Below are 26,147 nucleotides of genomic sequence, written 5' to 3' on the forward strand. Positions count from 1 at the left end.
ACGACGCCGTGGGAGAGCGGCACGAGCGCGGGCATACATACAAGACTCCCAGGATTCCTGGTAGTGCAGGCGCTCGGTGGTGGGATTGAATCCAAAACGGATCGTAGAAACCGATCGCGCGACAACTATGGGACTGATAGTCAAGCCAATCTTGTCATATGCTGTGGAGTCCTCACGCGCTAGCATGTAGGTCATCACGATCATCGAGCCAAAGGCTAGCCACCTCACTAGCGCAAGAGCGGCGTTGAATCGTTCAGTATGCGTGATCCTGGACGACCCTCACCGATGAGGCCTTGCCAACCTGGCAGACGGGCTGGTCGAGACCGGTGGAGCGTGGCGTGACCCCGTACGGCTGAAGCTCCCGGCGGACGGCCGGGCTTGTCGAGACCGAGACCGCCGACCAGGAGCTTCACGGTGCTGGCCTGCCCATCGGGGATGATCGTGTCCAGCCATGCCCTGCAGGTGTGGTCCGACGGCTTGCGCGCACGCCGCAACCAGCGGCGGAGCCGGTGGCGAAAACCCTCACCCGGCTGGCAGGCTCCGCTCGTGTTGCCCACCTGCTACGGGTGGGACTTGCGCTGACCTGGCTTGCGGCGGAGTGACCGCTCGTCTCCACCCGGCTGCCGCCCAGCTCAGATGTCATGAGTCGAACATTAGGTCGAGTATAGTGGAGTGCGTGGACGGAACCTGGCAGACCGGCGACGAGGAGCTTCTCCTCGCGGTCGCGGCCGTCCAGGAGCGGATCAACCGCGAGTCCCACGCCCTGGTGGCGCTGGTCGCGGAGATCGCGATCCGGGGCCTGGCCGAGGCACGGGGTTTCCGCCACACCGCGGACCTGCTGCGCACGGTGCAGAACGTGTCGCTGTCGACCGCCCGCGCCCGCGTCGACGCCACCCGGAAGCTCTCGCCGCTGTTCCTGATCACCCGTGAGCAGGTCGACGCCGAGCTCCCCGAACTGGCCGCGGCGTTCGCCGAGGGCGCAGTGACGCCCGAGCACGTCCGCGTGATCGTCCGGGTGCTGGCTGCGCTCCCGCCGCACCTCGACGAACATCGGCCTGCGCTGGAGGCGGACCTGGTCCACCACTCCCGCGGCCTGGACCCCGACGCGGTGGAGAAGCTGGGCCGGCGCGCGATCGCGATGCTCGACCCGGACGGGCCCCGTCCCCAGGAGCCCACGCCGTCGCGCAACCGGCTCACGCTGCGCCCGCACGGTGCGGGGTTCGAGGCGCGGGGCTGGCTGGACATCGAGTCCGCGGCGCTGCTGCGGACCGCCCTGTCGCCGCTTTCCGCCCCGGCCCCTGCCGACGGGCCGGCCGGAGCGGGGCGCGACGAGCGATCGACGGCCGAGCGCATGGGCGACGGGCTGGCCGAACTGGCCCGCCGCATGCTCGCGACCGACGGACTCGGGATCGAGAACGGGCAGCCGGTCGCGCTCACCGTGACCGTGCCGCTGGAGACCCTGACCACGGCCACCGGGACGGCGCTGCTCGGGTTCGGTGCGGGCGGACTGGCCGCGCCGGTCCCCGCGCAGGACGCACTGCGGCTGGCCTGCGACGCGAAGGTGGTGCCGGTGGTGCTCGCGGGCACGGGGGAGCCGTTGGCGGTCGGGCGCGAACACCGGCTCGCGACCCGGGCACAGCGCCGGGCACTGGCCCAACGCGACGGCGGGTGCGCCTTCCCCGGCTGCGAGGCCCCACCCCAGTGGTGCGTGGCCCACCACGTCGTGCACTGGGCCTCGGGCGGAGCCACCGACCTGGACAATCTGGTGCTGCTGTGCGCGCACCACCACCGCATGATCCACACGGGGGACTGGTTGGTGGTGCTCACCAGCGGGTTCCCGGTGTTCCACCCGCCGCCCTGGATACCGGGCGGCCCGCGCCGCAACCTCCTGCACCGTCCCGACCTGCTCGGCGGCGACGATCGTTACCCGCACGGCGACGACCCACCGGTGCCGCTCGAGGATCTCGCCGGCGCCGGTGCCGGCCGCGGGCCGGTGTCGTGATCGCCCGGGCCGGTGTGCCGGGTCAGGCCACCGGCCGGACCTGCGCCGCTCCCTCGACACGACGACCGATCCTGCGGGCCAGCCGGTGCGCCGGGCGCTCCGCGCCCCGGAAGAACACCTCTGCCACGACCAACGCGACCGGGACGGCGTCCAGCATCGTCAGCCACACCGGCGGCCGGCCGCCGAACAACAGCACCGTCGAGATCACCACGGCGTCGTGGGTCAGGTACAGGCTGAACGACCGGCTGCCCAGCCACTGCACCCACGGCCGCTCCAGGACGCGGAGCACCGGAGGCCGGCACAGTGCCGCGACCACCAGCAGCAGCGCACCCACGATCTGCAGCGCCCGGGCCCGGTACAGGCGGGGCAGCCGCTGTGCGTAGTAGGAGCCCCACCCGAACCCGTCCCGGGTCGCCGATCCGGTGAGCACGAAGCCGCTCAGCACGAAGAACAGCAGCACCGCCTCGGTGCCCGCCCACACCAGGTGCAGTGGGGTGTAGGCCAGCCACCAGGCGAGCGTTCCCGGTGCCGCGCGGCCCGTTCCGGCCGCCACCGCGGCCAGCGTCGGGTCGGTCATCAGGCAGTGGTTCACCACGACGACCAGGGAGGCGACGCCGCGCGGGCCGTCGAGGGCCGGCACACGGGACGGGGCAGCGATCACGGGAATGGCCTCGGCGACGGCCGGTGATCGTTACCGGCGACGCGGGTCACAGGTCGTCCTCACGGCCGGGTGGTTTTGCCGCCACGGCCCAGCGCGATCGGACGAACCGGAGAACGGTGTCGCACATGACCACTCACCGCGCACCACTGCTGATCGGACTGCTGTCGGCCGGCCTGCTCGTCGCCGGGTGCGGCGGCGCGGCCGAGCCAGCGAACCAGGCGCCGGCGGCGCTGTCGTCCCCGCCCACCACCGCGGCGCAGCAGCCCACCGGGGAAGCCGGTCAGGTCGCCCGCTGCACCAGCCAGAGCCTCGAGGCGTCGGTCGGCACCACCCTCGGCAACGACCAGAAGGACACGACCATCGTCTGGCGCAACACCTCGGCCGCGCCCTGCACCATGACCGGCTTCGGCGGCGTCGACCTGCGCGGACCGGACGACCCGCAGTGGGGGCCGTCCTACTCGCTGCCGCGCGCGGCGGAGGAGCCGACCACGCTCGTCGTGAAGCCGGGCGGCACCGCGCACACCGTCATCACCTGGCTGCCCGGGGACAACTGGACGCCGACCGAGATCGTCGTGACCGCGCCGGACGAGACCACGTCGACGACGCTGACGTGGGACCAGGGGCCGGTGCTCCGCCAGGACGGTGCGACCCGCCCCGGCACCTACATCCACCCGGTGGCGCCCGGCTCGGTGTGACCGGGGCGTCGCCACCCTGCGGTTAACGAAGCCACGGTCGTGACGTACAAGAGGGGCATGGACATCCATCCGACCCCGCTCCCCGGATCGGCTCTCATCGACCTGAGGCGACTCGAGGACGACCGTGGCTTCTTCGCGCGTTCCTTCTGCGAGCAGGAGTTCACCGACGCCGGGCTCGACCCGACGATCACCCAGTGCAACCTCTCGTACAACCACGAGGCGGGCACCCTGCGCGGCTTCCACTACCAGCTGGAGCCCAACGCCGAGGTCAAGGTCATCCGCTGCGTCCGCGGCGCGATCTACGACGTGATCGTGGACCTGCGCCCCGATTCCGACACCTATCTGCAGTGGTTCGGCGCCGAGCTGTCCCAGGACAACTACCGGGCGATGTACGTGCCGCGGAACTTCGCGCACGGCTACCTCACCCTCACCCCGGACGCGACGACGATCTACCAGGTCTCGACGCCCTACACCCCCGGTGCGGAGCGCGGCCTGCGCTGGAACGACCCGGCGCTCGACGTCGCGTGGCCGCACTCGGTCGACCACGTCTCGGACAAGGACGCGAACTGGCCCCTGCTGGCCGACAACGCCGACTTCCCGTCGGTCGCCACCGGGGCGGCGGGCCGCTGATGCTGATCCTCGACACCGCGCTCGCCAAGCGTGCCGCAGAGAACCGGCCCATCCGGGTCGGCCTGGTCGGCGCGGGGTTCATGGGCCGTGGCCTGGTCAACCAGATCGTGAACTCCACCCCCGGGATGGACGTCGTCGCGATCGCCAACCGCACCGTCGCCACCGGGGTGCGTGCCTACACCGAGGCCGGGCTGGAGCCGGTCGAGGTGTCGAGCACCGCGCAGGTCGAGGCGATGATCGCGAAGGGCGTCCCGGCGGTGCTGGGCGACGCGTTCGCGCTGCTCGCGGCGGAGAACATCGACGTGCTCGTCGACGTCACCGGCGCGGTCGAGTTCGGCGCGCGGGTCACCGTCGCCGCCATCGAGCGCGGGCTGCCCGTCGTCACGATGAACGCCGAGCTCGACGGCACCGTCGGCCCGCTGCTCGCGCACCGCGCCCGCGCCGCCGGGGTCGTCCTGACCGGCGCCGACGGCGACCAGCCCGGCGTCCAGGCCAACCTGCTGCGCTTTGTGAAGGGCATCGGGGTCACCCCGCTCGTCGCCGGCAACATCAAGGGCCTGCAGGACGAGTACCGCACCCCCACCACGCAGCAGGCGTTCGCCCAGAAGTGGGGACAGGACCCCTACATGGTCACCAGCTTCGCCGACGGCACCAAGGTGTCGTTCGAGCAGGCGATCGTGGCCAACGCGTTCGGCTTCACCGTCGGGAAGCGCGGCATGTACGGGCGCGACCACGCCGGGCACGTCGACGAGCTGACGCAGGCCTACGACGTCGACGAGCTGCGCGAGCTCGGCGGGGTCGTGGACTACGTGGTCGGCGCCAAGCCGGGCCCCGGCATCTACGTTCTCGGCACCCACGACGACCCGAAGCAGCGCCACTACCTGAACCTGTACAAGCTCGGCGAGGGCCCGCTGTACAGCTTCTACACGCCCTACCACCTGTGCCACTTCGAGGTCCCGAACACGATCGTGCGGGCCGTGGACTTCGCCGACGCCGCGCTGAGCCCGCCCGCCGGGCAGCGGGTCGACGTCGTCGCCACCGCCAAGCAGGACCTGCGGGCCGGGCACACCCTCGACGGGCTGGGCGGCTACGACACCTACGGCGTCGCCGAGGCCTCCCCGGTCGCGCGGTCGGAGCGGCTGCTCCCGATGGGGGTGGCGGAGGGGTGCACGCTCAACCGCGACGTCGCCAGGGACGCCGTACTCACCTACGACGACGTGACCCTGCCCCCGGGCCGGCTCGTCGACGCGCTGCGCGAGGAGCAGGAGAAGCTCTTCGCCTGAGCGACTCATCAGTTTTGCGTAACGCCGGCCCGCCCGAATGCGACAGGTGATCGAACGATCATCCTGCGTGAGGAGGCGACGGGTGCCGTTGCGCCGCTTCGACCGGACGTCCTGGCCCGAGCACGGCCCGCACCGCGAGCTCCTGGACCTGCTCGACGCCGTCCACGACCGGAACGGCCGCCGGTCCGAGCGCGACATCGCGCGCAGGCTGCGGACTCCGGTGGCGCGGGTCCGCGGCATCGTCCGCGGGCGGATCCTGCCCGACGACGAGGCCGCGACCCGCGCGCTGCTCGCCGCGCTGGCCGGGGACGGGGGAGTCGATCCCGCCACGGCCGACCGGGCCGCGGCGCTGACCGCGGCCGCGCGCCGGGAGCACGACGGCGTCGCCCCGTGGCCGGCCGCCCGCCGGACGGGCGAGCCGGTGTGGCCGGACCCGGGACCCGCCACGTCGCCGGGTCCCACGACCGTGCGCCGCCGGACGACGGTCGCCGCGGTCCTGGTCGTGCTCACCGCCGCGGTCGCCATGGCCGTCGTGCTCTCGGATTACCTGCCGCTCTGAGCCGCCGGTTCCCGGCCACCGCTCAGTGCCGGCCGCGCCGGACCAGCTCCCGCGCCGTGCGCACGACGATCTGGGCGTCGAGCCACAGCGACCAGTTCGCGATGTAGTAGTTGTCGTGCCGGACCCGGTCGGCGATCGAGGTGTCACCGCGCAGCCCGGAGATCTGGGCGAGCCCGGTGAGTCCGACCGGGACGCGGTGGCGGGCGGTGTGGCGCTCGTGCTCGGTGGCGAAGCGCTCGACGAACGACGGCCGCTCCGGACGCGGACCGACCAGGCTCATGTCGCCGCGCAGGATGTTCCAGAGCTGGGGCAGCTCGTCGAACGAGGTGCGGCGGATGAACCTGCCGACCGGGCCGACCCGGGAGTCGCTCGCGATGGACCACTGTGTCTGCTGCTCGCGCTCGTCGACCGGCCGCATGCTGCGGAACTTGAGGACGGTGAAGGGCTTGTTGCCCAGCCCGATGCGTTCCTGGCGGAAGATGACCGGCCGCCCGCTCTCGACGAGCACCGCGACCGCGACCGCCAGCAGCAGTGGCGAGGTCAGCACCAGCGCCGATGCGGACACCACGATGTCGGCGAGGCGCTCGAGCCGCCAGGAGAGCCGGTTCATCGGGTCCGCGGGCAGCCGGAGCAGCGGGATGCTGCGCAGCCGTTCGACGCCGGAGTGGTCGTGCACCAGCTCCGAGAGCCAGGGGAGGAGCAGGACGTCGAGTCCGTCGCGACGGGCCTCGATCGCGGCGTCGAGGACGGCGGCGTCGTCGACGGTGTGGCAGGCGAACACGACGACGCACCACGGCGCGCAGGACCAGGGCGAGCAGGGTGGCGAGCAGCACGACCCGGACCGGTCCGGCGACGTCGATGCGGGTGTCCAGCTCTGCTGCACGGCCATCGCCCCGGCCAGCAGGAGGCCCATCGTCACGACGAGGGCGGCCAGCTCACGGGCAGGTCGTCGAACCAGGACAGCCGCAGCCGGGAACGGTGCAGGCGGGCCGCCGAGCGCACCCCCAGCAGCAGGGACGCGGCGACGACTCCGCTGCCGCCGGTCTGCGCGACCACGAGTACGGCGATCCCGACGGCCACCACGTCGGTCAGCACCAGCGCGGTCCGGACGAGGCAGACCCGCGCGGACAGCCTGCGCACCGGCGCCGGCGCGGCAGAGGAGTCGGCGCTCCCGGGTCGACGGGTCTGCATCGATCCGGAGCTCATGGCCGGCCGGCCCTTCGGAAGGTGCTCTGCGACAACGAGAACCACACCGCGGACCGCGTGTTCGTGCGACGGAGCGTAGCGGAGGGTGGTGCCAGCGTTGTCACGATGAGTAACCATCAATCGCAGAGACGGGCCGAGCTGCGGGCACGGCATTAGTCCGTTCGGAGGTGTCCTTGGGATCTTGCCGTACGATCTGCACGCTCGTCACGCACGTTCCGTACGTTACGTCGGCGAACGTGGGACATGCATCACTCCTTTGCTTTGCTTCTCTTTCGAGGAGAACGCACAGTGTCATGAGGGAGTGTGTCGCGCCGGCGTGACTGCCGCAGCCATTCGGTAACGGAGAGTCACTGATCTACGACCTGAACTGATCCGCGACGGCCATGACGTACTCGCCGTAGCCCGAGCCCGCCTGCCGTGCCCCCAGGGCGTGGCAGGCGTCGGCGTCGATGAAGCCCATCCGCAGGGCGACCTCCTCGACGCAGGCGATCCGGATGCCCTGGCGGTTCTCCAGGACGCGGACGTACTGGCCGGCCTCCATCAGCGACTCGTGGGTGCCGGTGTCGAGCCAGGCGAAGCCGCGTCCGAGGTCCTGCAGGCGGGCACGGCCCTGTTCGAGGTAGGCGCGGTTGACGTCGGTGATCTCGAGCTCGCCGCGGGCCGACGGGGTGATGCGCGCGGCGATGTCGACGACGCGGTCGTCGTAGAAGTAGAGGCCGGTGATCGCGCGGTCCGAGCGGGGGTGCTCGGGCTTCTCCTCGATCGAGAGCAGGGTGCCGTCGTGGGCGGCCTCACCGACGCCGTAGCGCTGCGGGTCGCGGACGGGGTAGCCGAACAGCACGCAGCCGGTGTCGCCGGAGGTGACCTCGGCGGCGCGGCGGCGCAGCAGGTCGCCGAACCCGGCACCGTGGAAGATGTTGTCGCCCAGCACCAGCGCCGACGGCCCGCCGCGGACGTGGTCGGCGCCGACGACGAACGCCTCGGCCAGGCCGTTGGGGTGCTCCTGGGCGGCGTAGGTGATCTCGAGGCCGAGCCGGCTGCCGTCGCCGAGCAGACGCCGGAAGCCGGGCAGGTCGTGCGGGGTGGAGATGAGCAGGATTTCCCGGATCCCGGCCAGCATCAGCGTGGTCAGCGGGTGGTAGATCATCGGCTTGTCGTAGACCGGCAGCAGCTGCTTGGACACCGCCGCGGTCAGCGGGAACAGCCGGCTCCCGGTGCCGCCGGCCAGCACGATGCCCTTCACCGCGGGGCCCGGGCGAGGACCTGGTCCAGCCCGTCGCGCCAGGCGGGCATCGCGACACCGGCCCGGGTCGCGCGGGAGAGGTCGAGCACCGAGTTCGCCGGGCGGCGGGCCACGTGCGGCTTGTCCGCGGCGTACTCGCTGCTCGACACCGGGCGGACGTCGCCGGGGTCGCGGCCGCAGCGGGCGAACACCTCGCGGGCCAGCTGGTACCAGCTGACCGGCTCGCCGTCGCCGGTGGCGTGGAACGTGCCGTGCTGCCCGGACCCGGCCAGCACGAGCAGCGCCGTGGCCAGGTCCGGCGCGAACGTCGGCCGCCCCACCTGGTCGTCGACGACGGCGGGGCGGACCCCGTCGCGGGCCAGCCGCGCCATGGTCGCGACGAAGTCGCCGCCGTCGCCGACGACCCAGCTGGTGCGCACGATCACGTGCCGATCCGGCAGCGCCGCCCGCACCGCCAGCTCCCCGGCGGCCTTCGACGCGCCGTACACCCCGAGCGGGGACAGCGGGGCGTCCTCCGGCACCGGGCCGGGCGCGGTGCCGTCGAAGACGTACTCGGTGGAGACGTGGACCAGCAGGAAGCCGTGCTCCCGGGCCGCCGCGGCGAGGTGCGCGGGGCCCGCCGCGTTGGCCCGCCACGCGCCGGCCGGCTCGGTCTCGGCGCGGTCGACGGCGGTGTAGGCGGCCGCGTTGAACACCACGTCGACGCCGGTGAAGTCGTGCGCGGCGACGGCGTCGGAGTCGCCGATGTCCAGCGCCGCACGGTCGAGTGCCACCGCATCGGGCCGGGCGGCGACCAGCGCCCGCCCGAGCTGCCCGTTCGCCCCCAGCACACACGCGTGCACTCGCCCACCTCCGGATATCGTCGCGACCGACTCTGACACGCTGGTGGGGGCGGACAGTGAGCGGGGAGGGCACGTGCGCATCGCGGTGACCGGGGGGGCCGGGTTCATCGGGTCCTGTTTCGTCCGGGAGGTGCTGGGCGGGGAGCATCCCGAGCTGGCCGGGGCCGAGGTCCGGGTGCTCGACGCGTTCACCTACGCCGGCCGGATCGAGAACCTCGCCCCCGTCGCCGACGACCCGCGGCTCACGGTCGAGCGGGGCGACATCCGTGACCCGCGCCGCGTCGCGGAGGTGCTCGACGGCGGCGCCGACCTGCTCGTGCACTTCGCCGCCGAGACCCACGTCGACCGCTCCATCACCGGCGCGGCGGACTTCGTGACGACCAACGTCCTCGGCACCCAGGTGCTGCTGCAGGCGGCGCTGGACGCGGGCGTCGGCCGGTTCCTGCACGTCTCCACCGACGAGGTGTACGGCTCGATCGAGTCGGGCTCCTGGCCCGAGACCCACCCGCTGGAGCCGAACTCGCCCTACAGCGCCGCGAAGGCGGGCAGTGACCTGCTGGCACGCAGCTACCACCGCACGCACGGCCTCGATGTGGTGATCACCCGCTGCTCGAACAACTACGGGCCGTACCAGTTCCCGGAGAAGGTGATCCCGCTGTTCACCACACGGCTGCTCGACGGCGGCACCGTCCCGCTCTACGGCGACGGCCTCAACGTCCGCGACTGGCTGCACGTCTCCGACCACTGTCGCGGCATCGCCCTGGCCGCCACGGCGGGCCGCGCCGGAGAGGTCTACAACATCGGCGGCGGGACCGAGCTGACCAACCTGGACCTGACGCGCGCGCTGCTCGCGGCCGTCGGTGTGGGGGAGGACCGCATCGAACGGGTGGCCGACCGCAAGGGACACGACCGCCGGTACGCGGTGGACTGGTCGAAGATCCGCGACGAACTCGGCTACGCCCCCCGGGTGCCCTTCGACGAGGGCCTGGCCGCGACGGTGGCCTGGTACCGCGACCACCGGAGCTGGTGGGCATGAAGGCCACACCGCTGTCGATCGACGGGGCCTGGCTGTTCGAGGCGACCACGTTCGCCGACCACCGCGGCTCGTTCACCGCGCCCTTCCAGGGCCCGGCATTCCGCGACGCGCTCGGGTTCGACCTGACCGTCGCCCAGACCAACCAGTCGGTGTCGACGCGCGGGGTCGTCCGCGGCGTGCACTACGCCGACGTGCCCCCCGGCCAGGCCAAGTACCTCTACGTGGCCGCCGGTGCGGTCCGCGACGTCGTCGTGGACCTGCGCGTCGGGTCGCCGACGTTCGGGCGGTTCGAGGCCGTCGAGCTCGACGCCGCCTCCCCGCGGACGCTCTACCTGTCCGAGGGGCTCGGGCACGCCTTCCAGGCGCTCGCCGACACCACCGTCGTCGGGTACCTGTGCTCGACGTCGTACACGCCGGCGGCCGAGCACGGGATCAGCCCGCTGGACCCGGTGCTCGCGTTGCCCTGGCTCGAGGGGGTCGAGCCGGTGCTGTCCGAGAAGGACCGCGCCGCGCCCACCCTGGAGGAGGCACTCGCCGCGGGCGCCCTGCCCACCTGGGAGGACTGCCGCGCCCGCCTGGCGCAGATGCGCGGCTAGCCGCTCAGTTGCCGGCCCAGCCGGACCGCACCGCGAAGTAGGCCCGGACGAACGGGTCCCGCGCGGCGCCCTCGGCCAGCAACGCCGCCCGCCGCGCCGCCTGCTCCCGCGTCCCGGCGTCGATCTCCGGCGGCAGCACGTCCGCGGCGAGGTCGCTGTGCGACAGCAGCACGAGCAGCAGCCCGTCGCGGTCGCCGGGAGGGCTGTCGGTCACCAGCGCCGACGCGAGCCGGGTCCGCAGCGCACGGGCGGGCTCCGGGTCCTGCTCGGTCAGGTGCACCCGGCGGAACAGGCCGAACCGCCGGTACTCCTGCGCGCCGAGGACCCCGTCGGCCACCAGCTGCCCGACGGCGCCGCCCGCGCTCCCGGCCGGGGTCCGCGCCAGGTGCACCGCGGCCGCGGTGACCGTCCGCGAGCCCGAGTCGGTGCCGTCGTGGGTCACCGCGGCGAGCGCCGCGGCCAGGGCCGGGTGCTCGGGCTCCCCGCCCGAGGGCGTCACGGTGTCGGCAGGCTCCCCGGCACCCGCGGGACCGGCGTCGAGGTGCAGCGCACCGGCGTCGACGAGGTCGCGCACCAGCGCCACCGGCAGCACCCGGGCGTCGAACCGGTCGCTGATCCGGCCGGTCGGCCGATCCAGCCCGAGCAGCAGCAGTTCCTCGGCCAGCAGCAGCGTCCTCACACCCGGTGACGCTATCGCCCGGCCGACGGCACCGTCGCGCCACCGCAGCGTCACCCTCACGCCCACTGCCCGACGTGCGCGACCCGTCCCACGGACGGGGAGATAGCCTCCGCCCATGTCGGATACCACCACCGGGCTGAAGCTCTCCGTGATCGGGTGCGGCTACCTGGGTGCCGTGCACGCGGCGTCGATGGCGGAGCTGGGCCACGAGGTCGTCGGCATCGAGGCCGACGTCGCGAAGGCCGAGTCGCTGGCCGCGGGCCGGGTCCCGTTCTTCGAGCCGGGCTTCGAGGAGCTGCTGCGCCGGTCGTTGGACTCGGGGCGGCTGTCGTTCTCCTCGGACACGGCCGACGCCCGGGGCGCGGCGGTGCACTTCGTGTGCGTCGGCACCCCGCAGCGGCGCGGCGAGTACGCCGCGGACCTGACGTACGTGGAGGCGGCGACGGCGTCGCTGATCGAGGTGCTGGGCCCCGGCGAGCTGGTCGTCGGGAAGTCCACGGTGCCGGTGGGCACGGCGGCCCGGCTCGCCGAGCAGGTCGCCGCCCGGGTGCCGGGCGCCGCGCTGGCGTGGAACCCGGAGTTCCTGCGCGAGGGGTTCGCGGTGCAGGACACCCTGCACCCGGACCGGCTCGTCTACGGCGTCCAGTCGCTGTCCGGTGTGGACGCAGACGTGGACGCGGAGAAGGTCCTGGACACCGTCTACGCGCGGATCGTCGCCGACGCCACGCCGAAGGTCGTCACCGACTACGCCACCGCGGAGATGGTCAAGACCGCCGCGAACTCCTTCCTCGCCACCAAGATCTCCTTCATCAACGCGATGGCCGAGCTGTGCGAGGCCACCGGCGCCGACGTGAAGCAGCTCGCCGACGCGATCGGCCACGACGACCGGATCGGCCGCAAGTTCCTCAACGCCGGGCTCGGCTTCGGTGGCGGCTGCCTGCCCAAGGACATCCGGGCCTTCATGGCCCGTGCCGGGGAGCTGGGTGCCGACCAGGCGCTGACCTTCCTGCGCGAGGTCGACAACATCAACATGCGGCGCCGGATCCGGATGGTGGAGCTCGCCCGCCAGGTGTGCGACGACTCGCTGCTCGGCAAGCGGATCGCCGTGCTCGGCGCGGCGTTCAAGCCCGACTCCGACGACATCCGCGACTCCCCGGCGCTGAACGTGGCCGCGCAGCTGCAGCTGCAGGGTGCCAACGTCCGGGTGACCGACCCGCAGGCGCTGCCCAACGTGCGGCGGCACTGGTCGCAGCTGGACTGCGTCGACACGCCGGAGGAGGCCGCCGAGGGTGCCGACGTCGTCCTGCTGCTGACCGAGTGGAAGCAGTACCGCGAGCTCGACCCGGGCTCGTTCGGCACGGTCGTGAAGACCCGCCGGGTGCTCGACGGCCGCAACGCCCTGGATCGCGAGACCTGGGAGTCCGCGGGCTGGACCTACCGCGCGCTGGGCAGGCGCAACGTCTGAGGCCTGCCCACGGCCCGAGCCCACGCCGCGACGCCGACGGGGTCGAGCCCGAACTCCCGGGCCCGCTCCGGGCCCACGACGCGGGGGTGGGCGTCGAGGAAGGCGTGGGCCTGCAGGAACATCTCGGCCATCCCCTCCGCGACGGCCTGCTCGGGGCTCTCGGTCAGGGTGAACGGCACACCCCAGGCCTCGGTGAGCGCCGCGGCCGCCTGCCGGTAGCTCAGGCGCTCGCCGACCAGGTCGAGCGCGACGCCGTCGAACCGGTCCGGGTCGGCGAACGCGGCGGCCGCCGCGGCCCCGATGTCGGCCACCGCGACGAACGGGTGCGCGCGGTCCGGGTCCATCGCCAGCAGCATCCGCGGTGCGTCGCCGCCGACCAGGTACGGCGACCACGGCACGAAGTTCTCCATGAACGTGGCGGGCCGCAGCCGGGTGACCCACCGGGCCCCGGACCCGGCGATCGCGTCCTCCGCGGTGGCCTTGGACCGCCAGTAGTGGGCCATGTGCTCACCCCAGACCCCGGGGTCGATGGCGCCGGGACGTCCCAGCTCGGCGACCCCGGACACCGAGGTGTGCACCACCTGCGCGACGCCGGCCTCCCGCACGGCGGACGCGATCGACTCCGCGTGGCGCAGCTCCCGGCCGCCGAGCAGGTCCTCCAGGTCGGGCATCTGCACCGAGAAGACCCCGCGGGCGCCGCGGGCGGCCGCCGTCACCGATGGGGGGTCGTCGAGGTCGCCCGTGACCAGCGCGGCGCCGGCGTCGGCCAGTGCCCGCGCCGCAGCGGTGCCGGGGTCACGGACCAGCGCCCGGACCGGCGTGCCCGTGGCCAGCAGTGACCGGGCGGCCGCCCCGCCCTGCTTGCCGGTCGCCCCCGTGACCAGAACCGGTGCGTTCATGACGTGCTCCTCCCGTTGAAACGGAGTAGCCCCCCGTTTTCTGTCCGCTACGATATGGAGGACCACCCCGTTTTGTCGAGCAGTCCGGGAGATCCCATGCCGCGCGACGCCACGGCCACCCCACGGGCCGACCGCCTCCGCAACCGGGAACGCCTGCTCAGAGCCGCGATGGAGGTCGTCGCGCGGGACGGTGCCCAGGCGTCGATGGAGGAGATCGCCCGCCGGGCGGGTGTCGGGTCGGCGACCCTGCACCGGCACTTCGCCTCCCGCAGGGTGCTGCTCGAGGCGGTGTTCGCCGACGGCGTCGACACGCTCTGCGCCCGGGCCGAGGCGCTCTGCCGCGCCGAGCCCGCCACCGCGCTGTGGGTCTGGCTCGACGAGTTCGTCCAGTACGTGGCGTCCGCCCGGGGCATGGTCGAGGTCCTGCTCGCCGAGCCGTCCCCGGAGGCCCCCGTGTGCCACAGCGACCGGGTGTGTGCCGTCGCCCGCCCGCTGGTCGCCGCTGCGGCGGCCGCGGGTGGTCTGCATCCCGACGCCCGCCCCGAGGACGTCGTCGCCCTCACCGCGGCCGTGTCCACGGCCGCGGGAGAGGATCCGGCTGCCGCACGGAGGCTGCTGCGGTTGACCGTGGAGGGGCTGCGGACGTCCGGCTGCGGTAGAACGCAGGCGTGACCTCCCACCCCGTCCTCGCCGGATCGGACCGCGCGGCCTTCGACTCGCTGCAGCGGGCCTCGACGCCACGCGCGGAGCGCTACCGCATCGGGAAGGGTCTGAGGAAGGTCGCGCCCCGGTCCGGGCTCGCCACGTGGTCGGCGGACGTGCGTCGGGCCGACCCGGTGGACGTCGTCGAGGCGCAGAACGCGGGGCGCGTGCACGAGCTCGTCCCGCTGCGGATCCAGCGGATGACCGCCTCGCCGCACGCGTTCCTGCGCGGCGCCGCCGCCCTGCACGCCGCGGACTTCGCGGTGCTGCCCGAGACCGGCGTGCACCCCGTCATCTGCGGCGACGCCCATCTGGGCAACTTCGGCTTCTACGCCTCGCCCGAGCGCGACCTCGTCTTCGACCTCAACGACTTCGACGAGGCCCACCCCGGCGCCTGGGAGTGGGACCTGCGCCGGCTGGTGTCCTCCACCTGGGTCGCCGGCCGGGTCTCCGGTGCGACCGAGGAGCAGTGCGGCGAGGCCGTCACCCGCTGCGTGACCTCCTACGCCGAGCACCTGCGCCACCTCGCCGACGAGCCGCTGCTCGCCCGCTCGTTCGACGTCATGGACGTCGACACGCTGCGCTCGGACGCCGACCACGAGACCTCGCGCCGGGCCATCGACAAGGCCGCCGAGCGGGCGCGCCGGCGGACCAGCGACCGCGCGCTGCCCCGGTTCGTGACCGAGGAGGGCGGGGCGCGGCGGATCGTCACCGAGCCGCCGCTGATCACCCACCCCGACGACGAGCACACCGCGCGCATCCTGGCCGCCCTCGACGGCTACCTCACGACGCTGCCGCCGCACTGGAGCCGGATCCTCGGCGGCTACCACGCCGTCGACGTCGCCCACAAGGTCGTCGGGGTCGGCTCGGTCGGGCTGCGCGCCTACCTCGTGCTCTGCGAGGGCTCCAGCCCCGACGACGTGCTGTTCCTGCAGCTCAAGCAGGCGCGCCGGTCCGTCGTCGCCCCGTGGGTGCACGGCGGCGAGGCGTGGCACGCCCACCAGGGGCAGCGGGTCGTGGGGTACCAGCAGGCCCTGCAGACCGTCTCCGACCCGCTCCTGGGCTGGACGACGATCAACGGCCGCCAGTACTACGTCCGCCAGTTCCGCGACATGAAGGGCGCGATCGTCCCCGACACCCTCGACGCCACCGCCCTGGCCGACTACGCCGACGTCTGCGGAAAGCTGCTCGCCAAGGGGCACGCCCGCACCTCGGGAGCGTCGATGATCGCCGGCTACCTGGGGAAGGGCGGCAAGGTGGCCGGGGCGCTGACGACCTTCGCCAGGGCCTACGCCGACCAGACCGAAGCCGATCATGACGCACTGGTCCGCGCGGTGCGGTCCGGGCGGCTGTCGGATCGGACACCTGAGCAGGTGCCGGGCACGGCCATCGGCTAGGTTCTGGCCCCGTGACCGTCGTCGAAACCCTGCTGGTCTTCGTGGTCGCGCCGGCTGTCCTCTACTTCGCGATCTGGGGCTGGATCGCGATGCGGAACCGGAGCAACCGCCCCCGCTACCACGCGGGTGACCCCTGGCCGTACGAGCCGCTGTTCTGGATCGCCGAGCCGTCCGGCGCGGGGCACCACGCCGCGCACGCCGGACACGGCGACACCGCCCCGTCCGAGGGCGGCGACACCCGAGGAGGTACCGGTGGCAAGTGGTGACCTCGCCGTCTTCACCGGCAACGAGGAGGACCTGCCCGAAGGGTCGGTCGTCACGAACTCCGGCCGCCTCTCGGTGGCCGAGAACTTCGTCGAGCCGTCCGCTGCCGCGCACCCGTTCACCCCGGTGCAGCTGACCCGCCTGGACGAGGCCCTCTACCTGGCCAGCCGCGAGACCGGTCTGCGGTTCGCGCTGTACCTGGGCGATCTGGGCTCGGACGCGCGGTCGACCGCGGTCGACCTGCACGGGCGCATCGACCACCACGACGACGCGGTGCTCGTCGCCGTGAGCCCCGAGCAGCGCCTGCTGGAGATCGTGACCGGTGCCGAGGCGAAGGTCCGCCTCCCCGACCGCGGCGCCAAGCTCGCTCTCATGAGCATGGTCGCGTCCTTCAAGGAGGGCGATCTGTTCGGTGGGATCCTGTCCGGGCTGAGGATGCTGGCGGACCAGGTCGGAAGCCGCCCCTGAACTGGGGGTCACCCGTGGGTCACCACGATCGGTGCCACGGCTCTAAGGTGTCAGCATGTCGCGTAGTGGGAGGACCGAGCGGTGACCGGGCCCACCGGCAGCCCGATCCTGATCGTCGACGACCACGAGCTGGTGGGGTCCGCCCTCGCCCTCAACCTGCGCGCCGAGGGTGAGGACGCGACGTTCCTCCCGGTCCGTTCCGCGGCGGACGTGCTCGAGCACGTCCGGCGTGTCACGCCCGGTCTGATCGTGCTCGACCTCGACCTGGGGCGTGATCCGGAGGGCAACCGCATCGACGGGGTCCGGCTCGTCGGCCCCCTGTGCGAGGTGGGCTGGCGGGTGGTGGTGCTGTCGGGCAGCTCCGACGCCGGCCGGGTCGGCGCCGCCCTGGACGCGGGCGGGTTCGTGTTCGTGCCGAAGAACGCGCCGTTCCCGGCGCTGCTCAGCGCCATCCGCGAGGCCCACGCCGGGCGCTCGATCATGCCGCCGGGCCGCCGCGAGCAGTTCATCCGGCTGCATCGTGACCGGGAGCACGAGCGCCGCGACCTGCACGAGAAGCTGGGCAGGCTCACCCAGCGCGAGCGCGAGGTCCTCGCCCTGCTGGCGGGGGGCAAGCGAGCGCAGTCGGTGGCCGACCACTTCGTCGTCTCGCTGGCGACGGTCCGGACGCAGATCCGCGCGGTGCTGACCAAGCTGGAGGTCGGCTCCCAGCTGGAGGCCGTCGCGTTGTACCGCAAGGCCGCCGGAATCTGACCCGTTCGGCCCTCGGCGCCGCCGCCGGGGGCCACCGAGAATGACGAGTCCTATCATCGCGTTCTCAACCAGTCCGGCGACATCTGCAGAGCGGAGACGACGTGGCGTCCGGTGTCGTCGGCGAGGTCCTGGGGCCGCAGCGGCGGGCCCGCTTCCTGGCAGGTCACCTCACCGACGTGCTGGTCGTCGCGGTGATGACCGTCGTCGTGGTGGCCGTGAGCCGCCCCGCGGTCGTCGACGGCCGGGTCGACCTGTCCGATGCGACGGCGGTGCTCACCCTCGTCGCGGCCGCGGTCGGGTCGGCGGCGGCGATCGTCGCGCTGGTGACGGGCCGGCTGTCCGGGGACCCCCGTCCGTCGTGGTTCGGGGCCGCCCTCCTGCTCTACGGCGTGGTGCTCCTTCCGCTGTCCGCGCTGGTCCTGCCCCAGTACCCGGCGGGTACCCCGCGGCTGGCCGTGCTGACCATGTTCGTGATCAGCCTGTGCATCCTGGTCGCCGGGCTGCGGCCGCCGCCGGTCCTCGGGGCCTGGGGTGGCTGGGCGCTGGCCGCGGTCGGCCTCGTCGTCGGCGGGGTAGTCGCGTCGCAGGCGGAGAGTCCGTTCACCCGGATGCTGGCGACCTCGCCGCTGTACTCGGTCGTGGTGCAGAGCGGCTGGGCCCTGGTCGCGGTGCTGTTCCTGCTCGACGGCTACCGGCGCCCGAGCCGGGTCCGGGCCCGCATGGGGCTCGGCCTGCTGATCATCGCGGTGTCGCAGCTGTACCGGGCGATCGTGCCCGGCCAGGAGCCGGTGGCCGGCCTGGTCTACCCGTCGCTGCGGGTGCTCGGGATGAGCGTCGTGCTCGTCGCGCTGCTGACCATGGCGCTGCGCACGGTGACCCGGATGCAGGACGACTACGACCAGCTCCAGGACACCCTCGGCGAGGCATCGGCGCTGCTCGAACGGGCTACCGGCCAGACCGCCGAGCGCGACCACGAGCTGCGCAACGGGCTGGCCGGTCTGGCCGGAGCGGCGCAGCTGCTGACCACCCGCCCCGGCGGCGAGGACCCCCAGGTCGACCGGATGCGGGAGGCGGTGCTCGCCGAGCTGAACCGGCTGCGCCAGATGCTGCAGACCCCGGTCGCCGTCGACGACGCCGCGGCCGACCCGACGACCGGCCGGAGCGAGGCCGCCCTGCTCGACTTCGGCCCGGCGTACGCCCCGGTCGCCTCCTCGCCGGGGGCGGACACCGGCAGCGAGCACGACGTCGGGGCGGCCCTGCGCACCCTGGTTGACCTGCGCGACGGCCGCTCCATCACCCTCGACACCCAGGACGACCTGCCCCCGGTCGCGGCGCCCGAGTCGCTGACCCGTCAGGTCGTGACGAACCTGCTGGCCAACTGCGACCGGCACGCGCCCCGGACCCCGGTGGTGGTGCGGGCCCGGCTCGCCGACGAGCCGGGGCTGGTGGCCGTCGAGGTCCGCGACCACGGCCCCGGCCTGCCCGACGGGCAGGAGCAGCTCGAGATCGTCCGCGGGCGGCACGACGAGGCCGCCGGCGGCTCCGGGCTCGGGCTGCACATCAGCGCCCAGCTGGCTCAGGAGCACGGAGGCAACCTGGTGCTCCGTACGGTGCACGCACCCCGCGGCTGTCTCGCCGTACTCACACTTCCGGTGGCCCGCTGATCGGGTGACTCCGTGTCCGTGAGCTGCCGATCCGTCCACGGAAGGTCTATTCGTCGTTCCGAGCCATTCCCACGCGCCCCACGCGATCTCATACTGGTGACGCAGCGGCATGGTGCGATGACGCAATGGTCGTCCGCGCTGCCGTTCGCCGGCACGAAGGAGGTCACATGGCGCACGAGAACGACGGCACCGACCGCAGGACCCCCGTCGCCCCCACGGCCGCGGTCCTGACACCGCCGACGGGCCTGCAGCCCGTCCCGGCGTTGCCCCGGCCGCGCACCCCGTCCGAGCCCCGGACCCCGGCCGGTCCGCCGGCGCCCGCCGTACCGCAGGTGGGACTGTGCACCTGTGGCCACCAGGAGGAGGTGCACGAGCACTACCGCCCGGGCACCGACTGCGGCAGCTGCGGGCCACGTGTCTGCGCGGGCTTCCGCTCCGCCGACGAACCGGCGCCGGCCAACCCCCTGCGGCGGTGGCTGCGCCGCCGCTGACCACACCCCGACACACGGACGGCGCCCCGGGAGCACGTGCTCCCGGGGCGCCGTCGTGCGTGGGTCAGGGCTGCTGGACCGCGGTGGTCCGCTCCGGGTCCGGAGTGGCCTGACCGTCGAACTCGCGGGCGGCCAGCGCGCGCACGATCCCGGCGCGCCCCTCGGACACGAGCCGGCGCAGCGCCGCCGGCTTCGACTCGTCGGCGAGCCAGGCGTCCGCCGCCGCGACGGTCGGCTCCGCGACCGCCCAGGACGGGAACAGCCCGACGACGACGTTCTGCGCCAGCTCCGAGGTCCGGCGGGCCCACACGCCGTCGATCTCGTCGAAGTAGCGCCGGACGTAGCCGTCGAGCAGGCCGGGGTTCACCGTGGACAGCGCGGGGTGGGAGAACCCGGAGATCGCCGACTCGTTGATCGCGTTCGGCAGGGAGTCGTCGTGCACGGCGCGCTGCCACGCCCGCTCCTTGGCCTCCGCGGTCGGGATCAGCGCGCGGGCCCGCTCGGCCTGCCGCGCCCCGGTGGAGGTGGCGTCGCGCTCGGCCTCCTCGGCGATCTCGGTCTCGCCGGCCTTCCCGTGCGCGACGAGTGCGTGCAGCAGCCGCCAGCGCAGGTCGGCGTCGACGGTCAGGCCCTTCGGCACGTCGATGTCGAGCAGCCAGCCCTTCATCCGGTCCAGGGTGTTCTCCGGCAGCACCGATGCGGTCAGCGCGTTGACCACCGCCAGCTGGACGTCGGACCCGGGCGGGGCGGTGTCCAGGCGGAACCGCAGCGCGTCGGTCAGCAGCGGCCAACCGCGGCCGTGCGCCCACTCCGGGGTGCAGTACGACGCCGTCGCGGTCTGGGCCTGCAGCAGGAGCCGCTGCACGACGCCGATCTCGGACTCGGTGTCGAACCCGCCGGCGACCAGGGTGACGAAGTCGCGGGCCTTCAGCTCGGCCTCGCGGGTCATCTCCCACGCGGAGGACCAGCACAGCGTGCGCGGCAGCGAGTCGGCGATGTCACCGATGCGGTCCACCAGGGTCGCGAGCGAGCCCGGGTCCAGGCGCAGCGCGCAGTAGGTGAGGTCGTCGTCGTTGACCAGGACGAGCTTGCCGCGGGGCACCCCGACCAGGTCCGGGACGGGCGTGCGCTCGCCGGAGACGTCGAGCTCGACGCGGTGGGTGCGGACGAGCTTGCCGGTCTGCGGGTCGTCGTCGTAGACGCCGACGGCGATCCGGTGCGTGCGCAGCTCACCGGCTCCCGGCCGGGCCCCGCCCTGCACGACGTCGAAGGAGGTGAACCTGCCGGCGTCGTCGATCTGGAACGAGGGGCGCAGCAGGTTCAGGCCGGTCGTGCGCAGCCACTGCGCGCCCCAGTCCGACAGGTCCCGGCCCGACGCCTTCTCCAGCGAGCCCAGCAGGTCGTCGAAGGTGGCGTTGCCCCAGGCGTGGGCGGCGAAGTAGTCGCGCAGCCCGGCGAGGAACGGTTCCAGCCCGACGTAGGCGACGAGCTGCTTGAGGACCGACGCGCCCTTGGCGTAGGTGATGCCGTCGAAGTTCACCTCGACGGCCTGCAGGTCCGGGATGTCCGCGGCGATCGGGTGCGTCGAGGGCAGCTGGTCCTGTCGGTAGGCCCAGGACTTCTCGAGGTTCGCGAAGGTCGTCCAGGCGCCGGTGTACTCGGTCGCCTCGGCCTGGCACAGCACGCTCGCCCAGGTCGCGAAGGACTCGTTGAGCCACAGGTCGTCCCACCAGCGCATGGTCACGAGGTCGCCGAACCACATGTGCGCCATCTCGTGCAGGATCGTCTCGGCGCGGCGCTCGTAGAGCGTGCGGGTCACCCGCGACCGGAAGACGTAGTCCTCCAGGAACGTGATCGCGCCGGCGTTCTCCATCGCGCCCGCGTTGAACTCGGGGACGAACAGCTGGTCGTACTTGCCGAACGGGTAGGTCACCCCGAAGTTGCGGTGGTAGAAGTCGAAGCCCTGGCGGGTCTCGGTGAAGATCCGCTCGTGGTCCATGTGCGGGGCCAGCGACGCACGGCAGTAGATGCCCAGCGGGATCTCGGCGTGCTCGTCGCGGTAGGTGTCGTGCCAGCTCGCGTACGGACCCGCGATCAGCGCCACCAGGTAGGTGGAGAGGATCTCGGTCCGCTCGAAGCGGTGGACCCCGCCCTCGACGGTCGCCGGCGCGTTGGAGATGACCTTCCAGTCCTCCGGCGCGGTCACGGTGAGGGTGTAGCGGGCCTTGAGGTCGGGCTGGTCGAAGCAGGGGAACAGCCGCTTGCAGTCGGCCGTCTCGAACTGTGAGTACAGGTAGACGGCCCGGTCGACAGGGTCGACGAAGCGGTGCAGGCCCTCGCCGGTGTTGGTGTAGAGGCCGGTCGCGACGATCGTCAGCTCGTTGTCGGCGGTCAGATCGGGCAGCGCGAGGCCGTCCTCCTCGGTCCAGCCCGAGACGTCGAGGTCGGCGCCGTTCAGGGTGGCCGAGGTGATGCCGTCGCCGACCCACTCGATCCAGGTGCTCCCGCCGGGCTCGGTGGCGGTGAAGCGCACCGTCGTGGTCACCGCGAACGTCCGCTCGGAGGGGGCTCCGGCGCCGTCGGTCAGGTCGATCGTGACGTCGTAGGTCGACACGTCGAGCAGCGCGGCGCGCTCCTCGGCCTGGGTACGGGTGAGGTTGGGCGGGGTCACGTAGGTCCTCTCCGGGGAGTGGTGTCGTCCGGCATCCAATCACGGTGGGCGCGGCGCGGTCCGAGGAATCGGGGGCGCGTGGCGTGCGTTGTGCCGTACATGACGACTGCTGCTGCTGACGGCAAGGCCCGCATCGACATCTGGTTCGACCCGCTGTGTCCCTGGGCGTGGCTGACCTCCCGCTGGGTGCTGGAGGTGGAGAAGGTCCGTGACGTCGACGTCACCTGGCACGTGATGAGCCTGGCCGTGCTGAACGAGGGCCGTGACCTGCCCGAGCAGTACGTGGAGATGATGAAGAAGGCGTGGGGCCCGGTGCGGGTGTGCATCGCCGCTGCCGAGCAGCACGGCACCGTGGTGCTCGCGCCGCTCTACACCGCCCTCGGTGAGCGGATCCACAACCAGCAGAACAAGGACTTCGACGACGTCGTCGCCGGCGCGCTCAAGGAGGTCGGCCTGCCGGAGTCGCTGGCCGAGGCCGCGCACTCCACCGAGTGGGACGAGAAGCTGCGCGCCAGCCACCACGAGGGCATGGACCCGGTCGGCCTCGACGTCGGCACCCCGACGATCCACGTCGACGGCGTGGCGTTCTTCGGGCCGGTCATCTCCCGGGTCCCGAAGGGGGAGGACGCCGGCCGCCTGTTCGACGGCGCCCGGCTGCTGGCCGAGAACCCGCACTTCTTCGAGCTCAAGCGCACCCGCACCGAGGACCCGTCCTTCGACTACTGACCCGCTCCGGCGGGTGATCCCCGCACGGCCGGTGATCTCCGACGACGGCTGCTCGCGATCGCGAACGGGATGGCCCGTTCGGCCGTGGCGGGCCCCGCGGGGGCGCACAGTGCTCCGCCGTGGACACCTGGTTCTCGCGGCGGACGACGTCGGTGCTCGGGACGGTGGCGCTGGTCGCCGGGACGCTCGCGGGCGGGCAGATCGCCGTCGGTGCGGTGCTGGAGCGTGGGGCACTCGCCGACGCGGTGCCCCGCACGTCGCTGAGCCCGTACTCCGACGGCGCGTTCACCGTGCGGGCGGCGGCGGTGGACAGCCGGGTCGACATCGCCGGGGCCGAGGACGGCTCCTACGTGCTCGGCCACACCCCGGCGGGCAGCGATGTGGTCCTCGACCTCGACCTGCTCTCCGGCGACACCGCGCGCCCGTGGTGGGTGCAGCCCGCGACCGGGACGACCCTGGAGCTGGCCCAGCTGTCGAGCTCGGGGATCGCCCGGTTCCCGGTGCCGCAGGGCACGGGTGGGAGCACCGACTGGGTGCTGGTGGTCGACGACGTCGCCGCCGGGTACGGCGCCCCCGACGCCGACGCCATCGCGCGGGCGGTGGGGGAGCGGGTGCGCGCCGCGGTGGCGGAGGCGGGTTCCGGTGCGGATCCGGACCGCGCCGGCTCCGAGAGCGGCTCCGGCGGCGGCCCGAACGGCGGCGGCTCCGATGGGCCGGCTCCGAGCGGCTCCCGCTCGGACCACTCGGGCTCGGGCGGCTCGGGCTCGGGCGGCTCGGGCTCGGGCGGCTCGGGCTCGGGCGGCTCGGGCTCGGGCGGCTCGGGCTCGGGCGGCTCCGATCCGAACGGCTCCGGTCCGGGCGGCAGCGTGGGCGACCCCGGCGGTTCCGGCCAGCGATCCGGCGGTAGCGCCGGTGACGGCCCGGCCTCGGGCTCCGAGCCGGAGGACCGCGACTTCGGCGACTCCGGAGACCCCGGCCGCTCCCGCGACGACGGTGGCTCGTCCGAGGGCGGGTCCGGAACCGACGGCTCCGAGTCCGGTCGCGACGACTCCAGTGACGACAAGTCCGGCGGCGACGAGAAGCCCGGCGGCGACGGGTCCGGTGGGAACGAGGACGGCGGAGCGAAGGACAGCGGGGCCGAGGGCGGTGGAGGCGACAGCGGGACCCCGGCACCCCGGGCCCCGGCCCCGGAGCGGGAGGAGAAGAAGGAGCCGACGCCGTCGTCGTCGGCGAAGGCGGCCGACGGTACCTGGGACCGGTTGGCGCAGTGCGAGTCCTCCGGCGACTGGGCCATCTCGACCGGGAACGGCTACCACGGTGGTCTCCAGTTCGACAGGGGCACCTGGAGCGACTTCGGCGGCACGAAGTACGCCCCCACCGCCGATGGTGCGACCAAGGAGCAGCAGATCGAGATCGCGACCAAGGTCCGCGACGCCCGCGGTGGTTACGGATCGTGGCCGGCCTGTGCCAACAAACTGGGCCTTCCGAGGTGATCGGGCGTCCTGTGGTGTGGCGTACGGTCGCTGGCTGCTCGACGGGTGGTCGCGTAGGGTCCGTGGTCCCTCTCCCGGTCGTCTGCAGCACCTGCCCTGCCGACGGCGGCCCGGCCCCGATTCCCTACCCTTGGACCTCATGAGTTCGCCCACCCCCGACACGCCCCGGATCGGGAACCGCTACCGGCTCGACGAGCGGATCGGTGCCGGTGCGATGGGCGCCGTGTGGCGGGGGACGGACGAGCTGCTGAACCGGACGGTGGCGGTCAAGGAGCTGCTCGCGGCCGCGCTGCCGTCCGACGAGCAGCTGGAGGAGTCCCGCCAGCGGATCCTGCGCGAGGGCCGGATCGGTGCCCGCCTGCAGCACGCGCACGTGATCAGCATGTTCGACGTCGTCGTCCACGACGACCGTCCGTGGCTGGTCATGGAGTACCTGCCGTCGCGCTCGCTGGCCGCGGTCCTCGCCGAGAAGGGCCCGATCCCGCCGCGGGAGGCCGCCGCGATCGGCCGTCAGGTCGCCGACGGGCTGGCCGCCGCGCACACCGCCGGTGTCGTGCACCGCGACATCAAGCCGGGCAACGTCCTGATCGCCGAGGACGGCCGGGCCAAGATCACCGACTTCGGTGTGTCCCGCGCCGTCGACGACGTGCAGCTCACCCGCACCGGCGTCATCGCCGGCACGCCGGCGTTCCTCGCCCCCGAGGTCGCCCGCGGCCAGGAGCCGACGGCCGCCTCGGACATCTTCGCGCTCGGCGCGATGCTCTACGCCTCGGTCGAGGGCGAGCCGCCGTTCGGCCTCGACGACAACGCCTACGCCCTGCTCCACAAGGTCGCCACCGGCGCGATCACCCCGCCGCGGGAGGCGGGCCCGCTGACCGCGCTGCTGATGCGCCTGCTCGCCAACGACCCCGCCGAGCGGCCCAGCGCCGCCCAGGCCCGCGACGCGCTCGCCCGGATCGCCGCGGGCCAGTCCGTCGCCGGTCTCGCGACGCCGTCGACGGCGTCCGCGGTGATGGACACCGGTGACGCCGTGGCCGCGCCGCACGGGCTCGCCGCGCAGGGCGGCGGGACGGTCGTCGACGCCCCGGCCGTCCCCGCGCCGCAGGTCATCCCCGGTCCCGGGGGGCGCGGTGGCCGCCGGAAGGGTGCCCCCCGTTCCCGGGACGGGCGGGGCCGTCGCACCCCGGTCGTGCTGGGTGCGCTCGCCGTGCTGCTCGTCGTCGTCGGCGGCGGTGTCGCGTTCGGCATCTACTCGACCAACCAGCAGCAGGGCACCCCGCCGGTGATCGCCGCCCCGCCGACGAGCGGATCGCCGTCGCCGAGCGCGACCCCGACGACCACGCCCGCGCCGACCACCTCCGCGACGCCGACGCCCACGCCGACCACCGGCACCGGGCAGGTGCAGGACCCGGTCTCGTTCGTGCAGAACTACTACCGGATGCTGCCCGACGACATCGACGGCGCGTTCGCGATGCTCAGCCCGCAGGCACAGGCCCAGAGCCAGGGCATCCAGGGCTTCCGGTCCTTCTACAGCACCGTGCGCAACGTCTACGCCGAGAACCTGCGCAACGCCGGCCCGAACACGGTCACCGCGACCGTCGTGTTCATGCGCAACGACGGCACGACGACCCGGGAGAACTACCGGTTCGTCGTCGGCACCAACAGCGAGGGCCAGGAGATCCTGCAGTCGTTCAGCACGGCCTGACCCGCTCGGCCGGGCCG

At 73.3% G+C, this 26,147-nt stretch carries 26 protein-coding genes; 18 read left to right on the top strand and 8 right to left on the bottom strand.

All coding sequences use genetic code 11. The annotated features are described in order from the left end of the window. Positions 1-676 precede the first annotated feature (676 nt). Positions 677-2,002 carry an HNH endonuclease signature motif containing protein gene (locus tag XF36_RS02790; RefSeq protein ID WP_168169448.1) on the top strand — a complete coding sequence of 442 codons (1,326 nt, stop codon included), beginning with the start codon at positions 677-679 and terminating at the stop codon, positions 2,000-2,002. Between the two features lie 22 nt (positions 2,003-2,024). Here the strand turns inward: XF36_RS02790 and XF36_RS02795 are convergent, their stop codons facing one another. Then, positions 2,025-2,663, bottom strand: coding sequence for an acyltransferase family protein (locus XF36_RS02795; RefSeq protein WP_060710768.1), 639 nt, complete (start codon positions 2,661-2,663; stop codon positions 2,025-2,027). Between the two features lie 125 nt (positions 2,664-2,788). Here XF36_RS02795 and XF36_RS02800 point away from each other — a divergent pair, with 125 nt between their 5' ends. From XF36_RS02800 to XF36_RS02815, 4 genes are all read left to right on the top strand, one after another. After that, complete coding sequence (locus XF36_RS02800; protein ID WP_060710769.1) at positions 2,789-3,358, top strand: DUF4232 domain-containing protein; 570 nt, start codon at positions 2,789-2,791, stop codon at positions 3,356-3,358. Between the two features lie 57 nt (positions 3,359-3,415). Continuing rightward, entirely contained in the window at positions 3,416-3,988 is a 573-nt protein-coding gene (gene rfbC, locus XF36_RS02805; RefSeq protein ID WP_060710770.1) for a dTDP-4-dehydrorhamnose 3,5-epimerase, read from the top strand. Next, entirely contained in the window at positions 3,988-5,271 is a 1,284-nt protein-coding gene (locus XF36_RS02810; RefSeq protein WP_060710771.1) for an NAD(P)H-dependent oxidoreductase, read from the top strand. Before rfbC ends, XF36_RS02810 begins: the two co-directional genes overlap by 1 nt. 82 nt (positions 5,272-5,353) lie before the next feature. Continuing rightward, on the top strand, positions 5,354-5,830 hold the full coding sequence (locus XF36_RS02815) for a hypothetical protein (protein WP_060710772.1): 477 nt from the start codon (positions 5,354-5,356) through the stop codon (positions 5,828-5,830). 22 nt (positions 5,831-5,852) lie between these two features. Here the strand turns inward: XF36_RS02815 and XF36_RS02820 are convergent, their stop codons facing one another. From XF36_RS02820 to rfbD, 4 genes are all read right to left on the bottom strand, one after another. Next, entirely contained in the window at positions 5,853-6,743 is an 891-nt protein-coding gene (locus tag XF36_RS02820; protein ID WP_060710773.1) for an exopolysaccharide biosynthesis polyprenyl glycosylphosphotransferase, read from the bottom strand. A gap of 2 nt (positions 6,744-6,745) precedes the next feature. Beyond that, positions 6,746-7,036 (bottom strand): hypothetical protein, encoded by a 291-nt coding sequence (locus tag XF36_RS02825; protein ID WP_145981235.1) that lies wholly within the window; start codon positions 7,034-7,036, stop codon positions 6,746-6,748. A gap of 355 nt (positions 7,037-7,391) precedes the next feature. Then, positions 7,392-8,279 (bottom strand): glucose-1-phosphate thymidylyltransferase RfbA, encoded by an 888-nt coding sequence (gene rfbA, locus XF36_RS02830; RefSeq protein WP_060710775.1) that lies wholly within the window; start codon positions 8,277-8,279, stop codon positions 7,392-7,394. After that, positions 8,276-9,121 carry a dTDP-4-dehydrorhamnose reductase gene (gene rfbD, locus XF36_RS02835; protein WP_168169449.1) on the bottom strand — a complete coding sequence of 282 codons (846 nt, stop codon included), beginning with the start codon at positions 9,119-9,121 and terminating at the stop codon, positions 8,276-8,278. Before rfbD ends, rfbA begins: the two co-directional genes overlap by 4 nt. 73 nt (positions 9,122-9,194) lie before the next feature. Between rfbD and rfbB the strand changes: the two genes are divergently transcribed. Both rfbB and XF36_RS02845 read left to right on the top strand, forming a co-directional pair. Further along, positions 9,195-10,157, top strand: coding sequence for a dTDP-glucose 4,6-dehydratase (gene rfbB / locus XF36_RS02840; RefSeq protein ID WP_060710777.1), 963 nt, complete (start codon positions 9,195-9,197; stop codon positions 10,155-10,157). Beyond that, positions 10,154-10,753 carry a dTDP-4-dehydrorhamnose 3,5-epimerase family protein gene (locus tag XF36_RS02845; protein ID WP_060714361.1) on the top strand — a complete coding sequence of 200 codons (600 nt, stop codon included), beginning with the start codon at positions 10,154-10,156 and terminating at the stop codon, positions 10,751-10,753. The genes rfbB and XF36_RS02845 overlap by 4 nt, the downstream gene beginning before the upstream one ends. Before the next feature lie 4 nt (positions 10,754-10,757). Here XF36_RS02845 and XF36_RS02850 read toward each other — a convergent pair whose 3' ends face one another. After that, positions 10,758-11,432 carry a GPP34 family phosphoprotein gene (locus XF36_RS02850; protein ID WP_060710778.1) on the bottom strand — a complete coding sequence of 225 codons (675 nt, stop codon included), beginning with the start codon at positions 11,430-11,432 and terminating at the stop codon, positions 10,758-10,760. A 115-nt stretch (positions 11,433-11,547) separates the two neighbouring features. On the opposite strand from XF36_RS02850, the gene XF36_RS02855 reads away from it, so the two are divergent. Beyond that, a complete protein-coding gene (locus XF36_RS02855) occupies positions 11,548-12,897 on the top strand; it encodes a UDP-glucose dehydrogenase family protein (protein WP_202968469.1) in 1,350 nt (449 codons plus the stop codon). On the opposite strand, the gene XF36_RS02860 is transcribed toward XF36_RS02855, so the two are convergent. After that, positions 12,867-13,796, bottom strand: coding sequence for an NmrA family NAD(P)-binding protein (locus XF36_RS02860; protein WP_060710779.1), 930 nt, complete (start codon positions 13,794-13,796; stop codon positions 12,867-12,869). The two genes, XF36_RS02855 and XF36_RS02860, sit on opposite strands and share 31 nt — an antisense overlap. 96 nt (positions 13,797-13,892) lie before the next feature. Here XF36_RS02860 and XF36_RS02865 point away from each other — a divergent pair, with 96 nt between their 5' ends. The 7 genes from XF36_RS02865 to XF36_RS02895 all read left to right on the top strand — a co-directional run bounded on the left by XF36_RS02865 (position 13,893) and on the right by XF36_RS02895 (position 19,535). Beyond that, a complete protein-coding gene (locus XF36_RS02865; RefSeq protein ID WP_060710780.1) occupies positions 13,893-14,468 on the top strand; it encodes a TetR/AcrR family transcriptional regulator in 576 nt (191 codons plus the stop codon). Next, positions 14,465-15,895, top strand: a complete 1,431-nt coding sequence (locus XF36_RS02870) for a DUF2252 domain-containing protein (RefSeq protein ID WP_060710781.1) — start codon at positions 14,465-14,467, stop codon at positions 15,893-15,895. The genes XF36_RS02865 and XF36_RS02870 overlap by 4 nt, the downstream gene beginning before the upstream one ends. Before the next feature lie 11 nt (positions 15,896-15,906). Next, complete coding sequence (locus XF36_RS02875) at positions 15,907-16,161, top strand: hypothetical protein (protein ID WP_020626927.1); 255 nt, start codon at positions 15,907-15,909, stop codon at positions 16,159-16,161. Next, a complete protein-coding gene (locus tag XF36_RS02880; RefSeq protein WP_060710782.1) occupies positions 16,148-16,627 on the top strand; it encodes a DUF5130 family protein in 480 nt (159 codons plus the stop codon). The genes XF36_RS02875 and XF36_RS02880 overlap by 14 nt, the downstream gene beginning before the upstream one ends. An 81-nt stretch (positions 16,628-16,708) precedes the next feature. Further along, the gene (locus XF36_RS02885; RefSeq protein ID WP_060710783.1) at positions 16,709-17,380 is read left to right on the top strand and encodes a response regulator transcription factor; all 672 of its coding nucleotides are present in this window, start codon (positions 16,709-16,711) and stop codon (positions 17,378-17,380) included. A gap of 101 nt (positions 17,381-17,481) precedes the next feature. Continuing rightward, positions 17,482-19,044 (top strand): sensor histidine kinase, encoded by a 1,563-nt coding sequence (locus tag XF36_RS02890; RefSeq protein ID WP_060710784.1) that lies wholly within the window; start codon positions 17,482-17,484, stop codon positions 19,042-19,044. Positions 19,045-19,211: 167 nt separating this feature from the next. Continuing rightward, positions 19,212-19,535: a hypothetical protein gene (locus XF36_RS02895; protein WP_060710785.1), complete on the top strand. Its 324-nt coding sequence runs from the start codon at positions 19,212-19,214 to the stop codon at positions 19,533-19,535. A 64-nt stretch (positions 19,536-19,599) separates the two neighbouring features. Here XF36_RS02895 and pepN read toward each other — a convergent pair whose 3' ends face one another. Beyond that, the gene (gene pepN, locus XF36_RS02900) at positions 19,600-22,206 is read right to left on the bottom strand and encodes an aminopeptidase N (protein ID WP_060710786.1); all 2,607 of its coding nucleotides are present in this window, start codon (positions 22,204-22,206) and stop codon (positions 19,600-19,602) included. Between the two features lie 99 nt (positions 22,207-22,305). Here pepN and XF36_RS02905 point away from each other — a divergent pair, with 99 nt between their 5' ends. From XF36_RS02905 to XF36_RS02915, 3 genes are all read left to right on the top strand, one after another. Beyond that, on the top strand, positions 22,306-22,932 hold the full coding sequence (locus tag XF36_RS02905) for a DsbA family protein (RefSeq protein WP_060714363.1): 627 nt from the start codon (positions 22,306-22,308) through the stop codon (positions 22,930-22,932). A 119-nt stretch (positions 22,933-23,051) separates the two neighbouring features. Continuing rightward, complete coding sequence (locus XF36_RS02910; protein ID WP_060710787.1) at positions 23,052-24,425, top strand: transglycosylase family protein; 1,374 nt, start codon at positions 23,052-23,054, stop codon at positions 24,423-24,425. Between the two features lie 139 nt (positions 24,426-24,564). After that, positions 24,565-26,130 (top strand): serine/threonine-protein kinase, encoded by a 1,566-nt coding sequence (locus XF36_RS02915; protein WP_060710788.1) that lies wholly within the window; start codon positions 24,565-24,567, stop codon positions 26,128-26,130. The last annotated feature ends 17 nt before the right edge of the window (positions 26,131-26,147 follow it).

The organism is Pseudonocardia sp. HH130629-09, from assembly GCF_001294645.1.
Taxonomy (GTDB): domain Bacteria; phylum Actinomycetota; class Actinomycetes; order Mycobacteriales; family Pseudonocardiaceae; genus Pseudonocardia.

Excerpts from the sequence above, each read along its gene's own strand:
- XF36_RS02810 (WP_060710771.1), top strand. The coding sequence starts at position 3,988 with ATGCTGATCCTCGACACCGCGCTCGCCAAGCGTGCCGCAGAGAACCGG.
- XF36_RS02905 (WP_060714363.1), top strand. The coding sequence starts at position 22,306 with ATGACGACTGCTGCTGCTGACGGCAAGGCCCGCATCGACATCTGGTTC.
- XF36_RS02800 (WP_060710769.1), top strand. The coding sequence starts at position 2,789 with ATGACCACTCACCGCGCACCACTGCTGATCGGACTGCTGTCGGCCGGC.
- XF36_RS02820 (WP_060710773.1), bottom strand. The coding sequence starts at position 6,743 with ATGGGCCTCCTGCTGGCCGGGGCGATGGCCGTGCAGCAGAGCTGGACA.
- XF36_RS02825 (WP_145981235.1), bottom strand. The coding sequence starts at position 7,036 with ATGAGCTCCGGATCGATGCAGACCCGTCGACCCGGGAGCGCCGACTCC.
- XF36_RS02845 (WP_060714361.1), top strand. The coding sequence starts at position 10,154 with ATGAAGGCCACACCGCTGTCGATCGACGGGGCCTGGCTGTTCGAGGCG.
- rfbC (WP_060710770.1), top strand. The coding sequence starts at position 3,416 with ATGGACATCCATCCGACCCCGCTCCCCGGATCGGCTCTCATCGACCTG.
- XF36_RS02855 (WP_202968469.1), top strand. The coding sequence starts at position 11,548 with ATGTCGGATACCACCACCGGGCTGAAGCTCTCCGTGATCGGGTGCGGC.
- XF36_RS02865 (WP_060710780.1), top strand. The coding sequence starts at position 13,893 with ATGCCGCGCGACGCCACGGCCACCCCACGGGCCGACCGCCTCCGCAAC.
- XF36_RS02895 (WP_060710785.1), top strand. The coding sequence starts at position 19,212 with ATGGCGCACGAGAACGACGGCACCGACCGCAGGACCCCCGTCGCCCCC.
- XF36_RS02915 (WP_060710788.1), top strand. The coding sequence starts at position 24,565 with ATGAGTTCGCCCACCCCCGACACGCCCCGGATCGGGAACCGCTACCGG.
- XF36_RS02860 (WP_060710779.1), bottom strand. The coding sequence starts at position 13,796 with ATGAACGCACCGGTTCTGGTCACGGGGGCGACCGGCAAGCAGGGCGGG.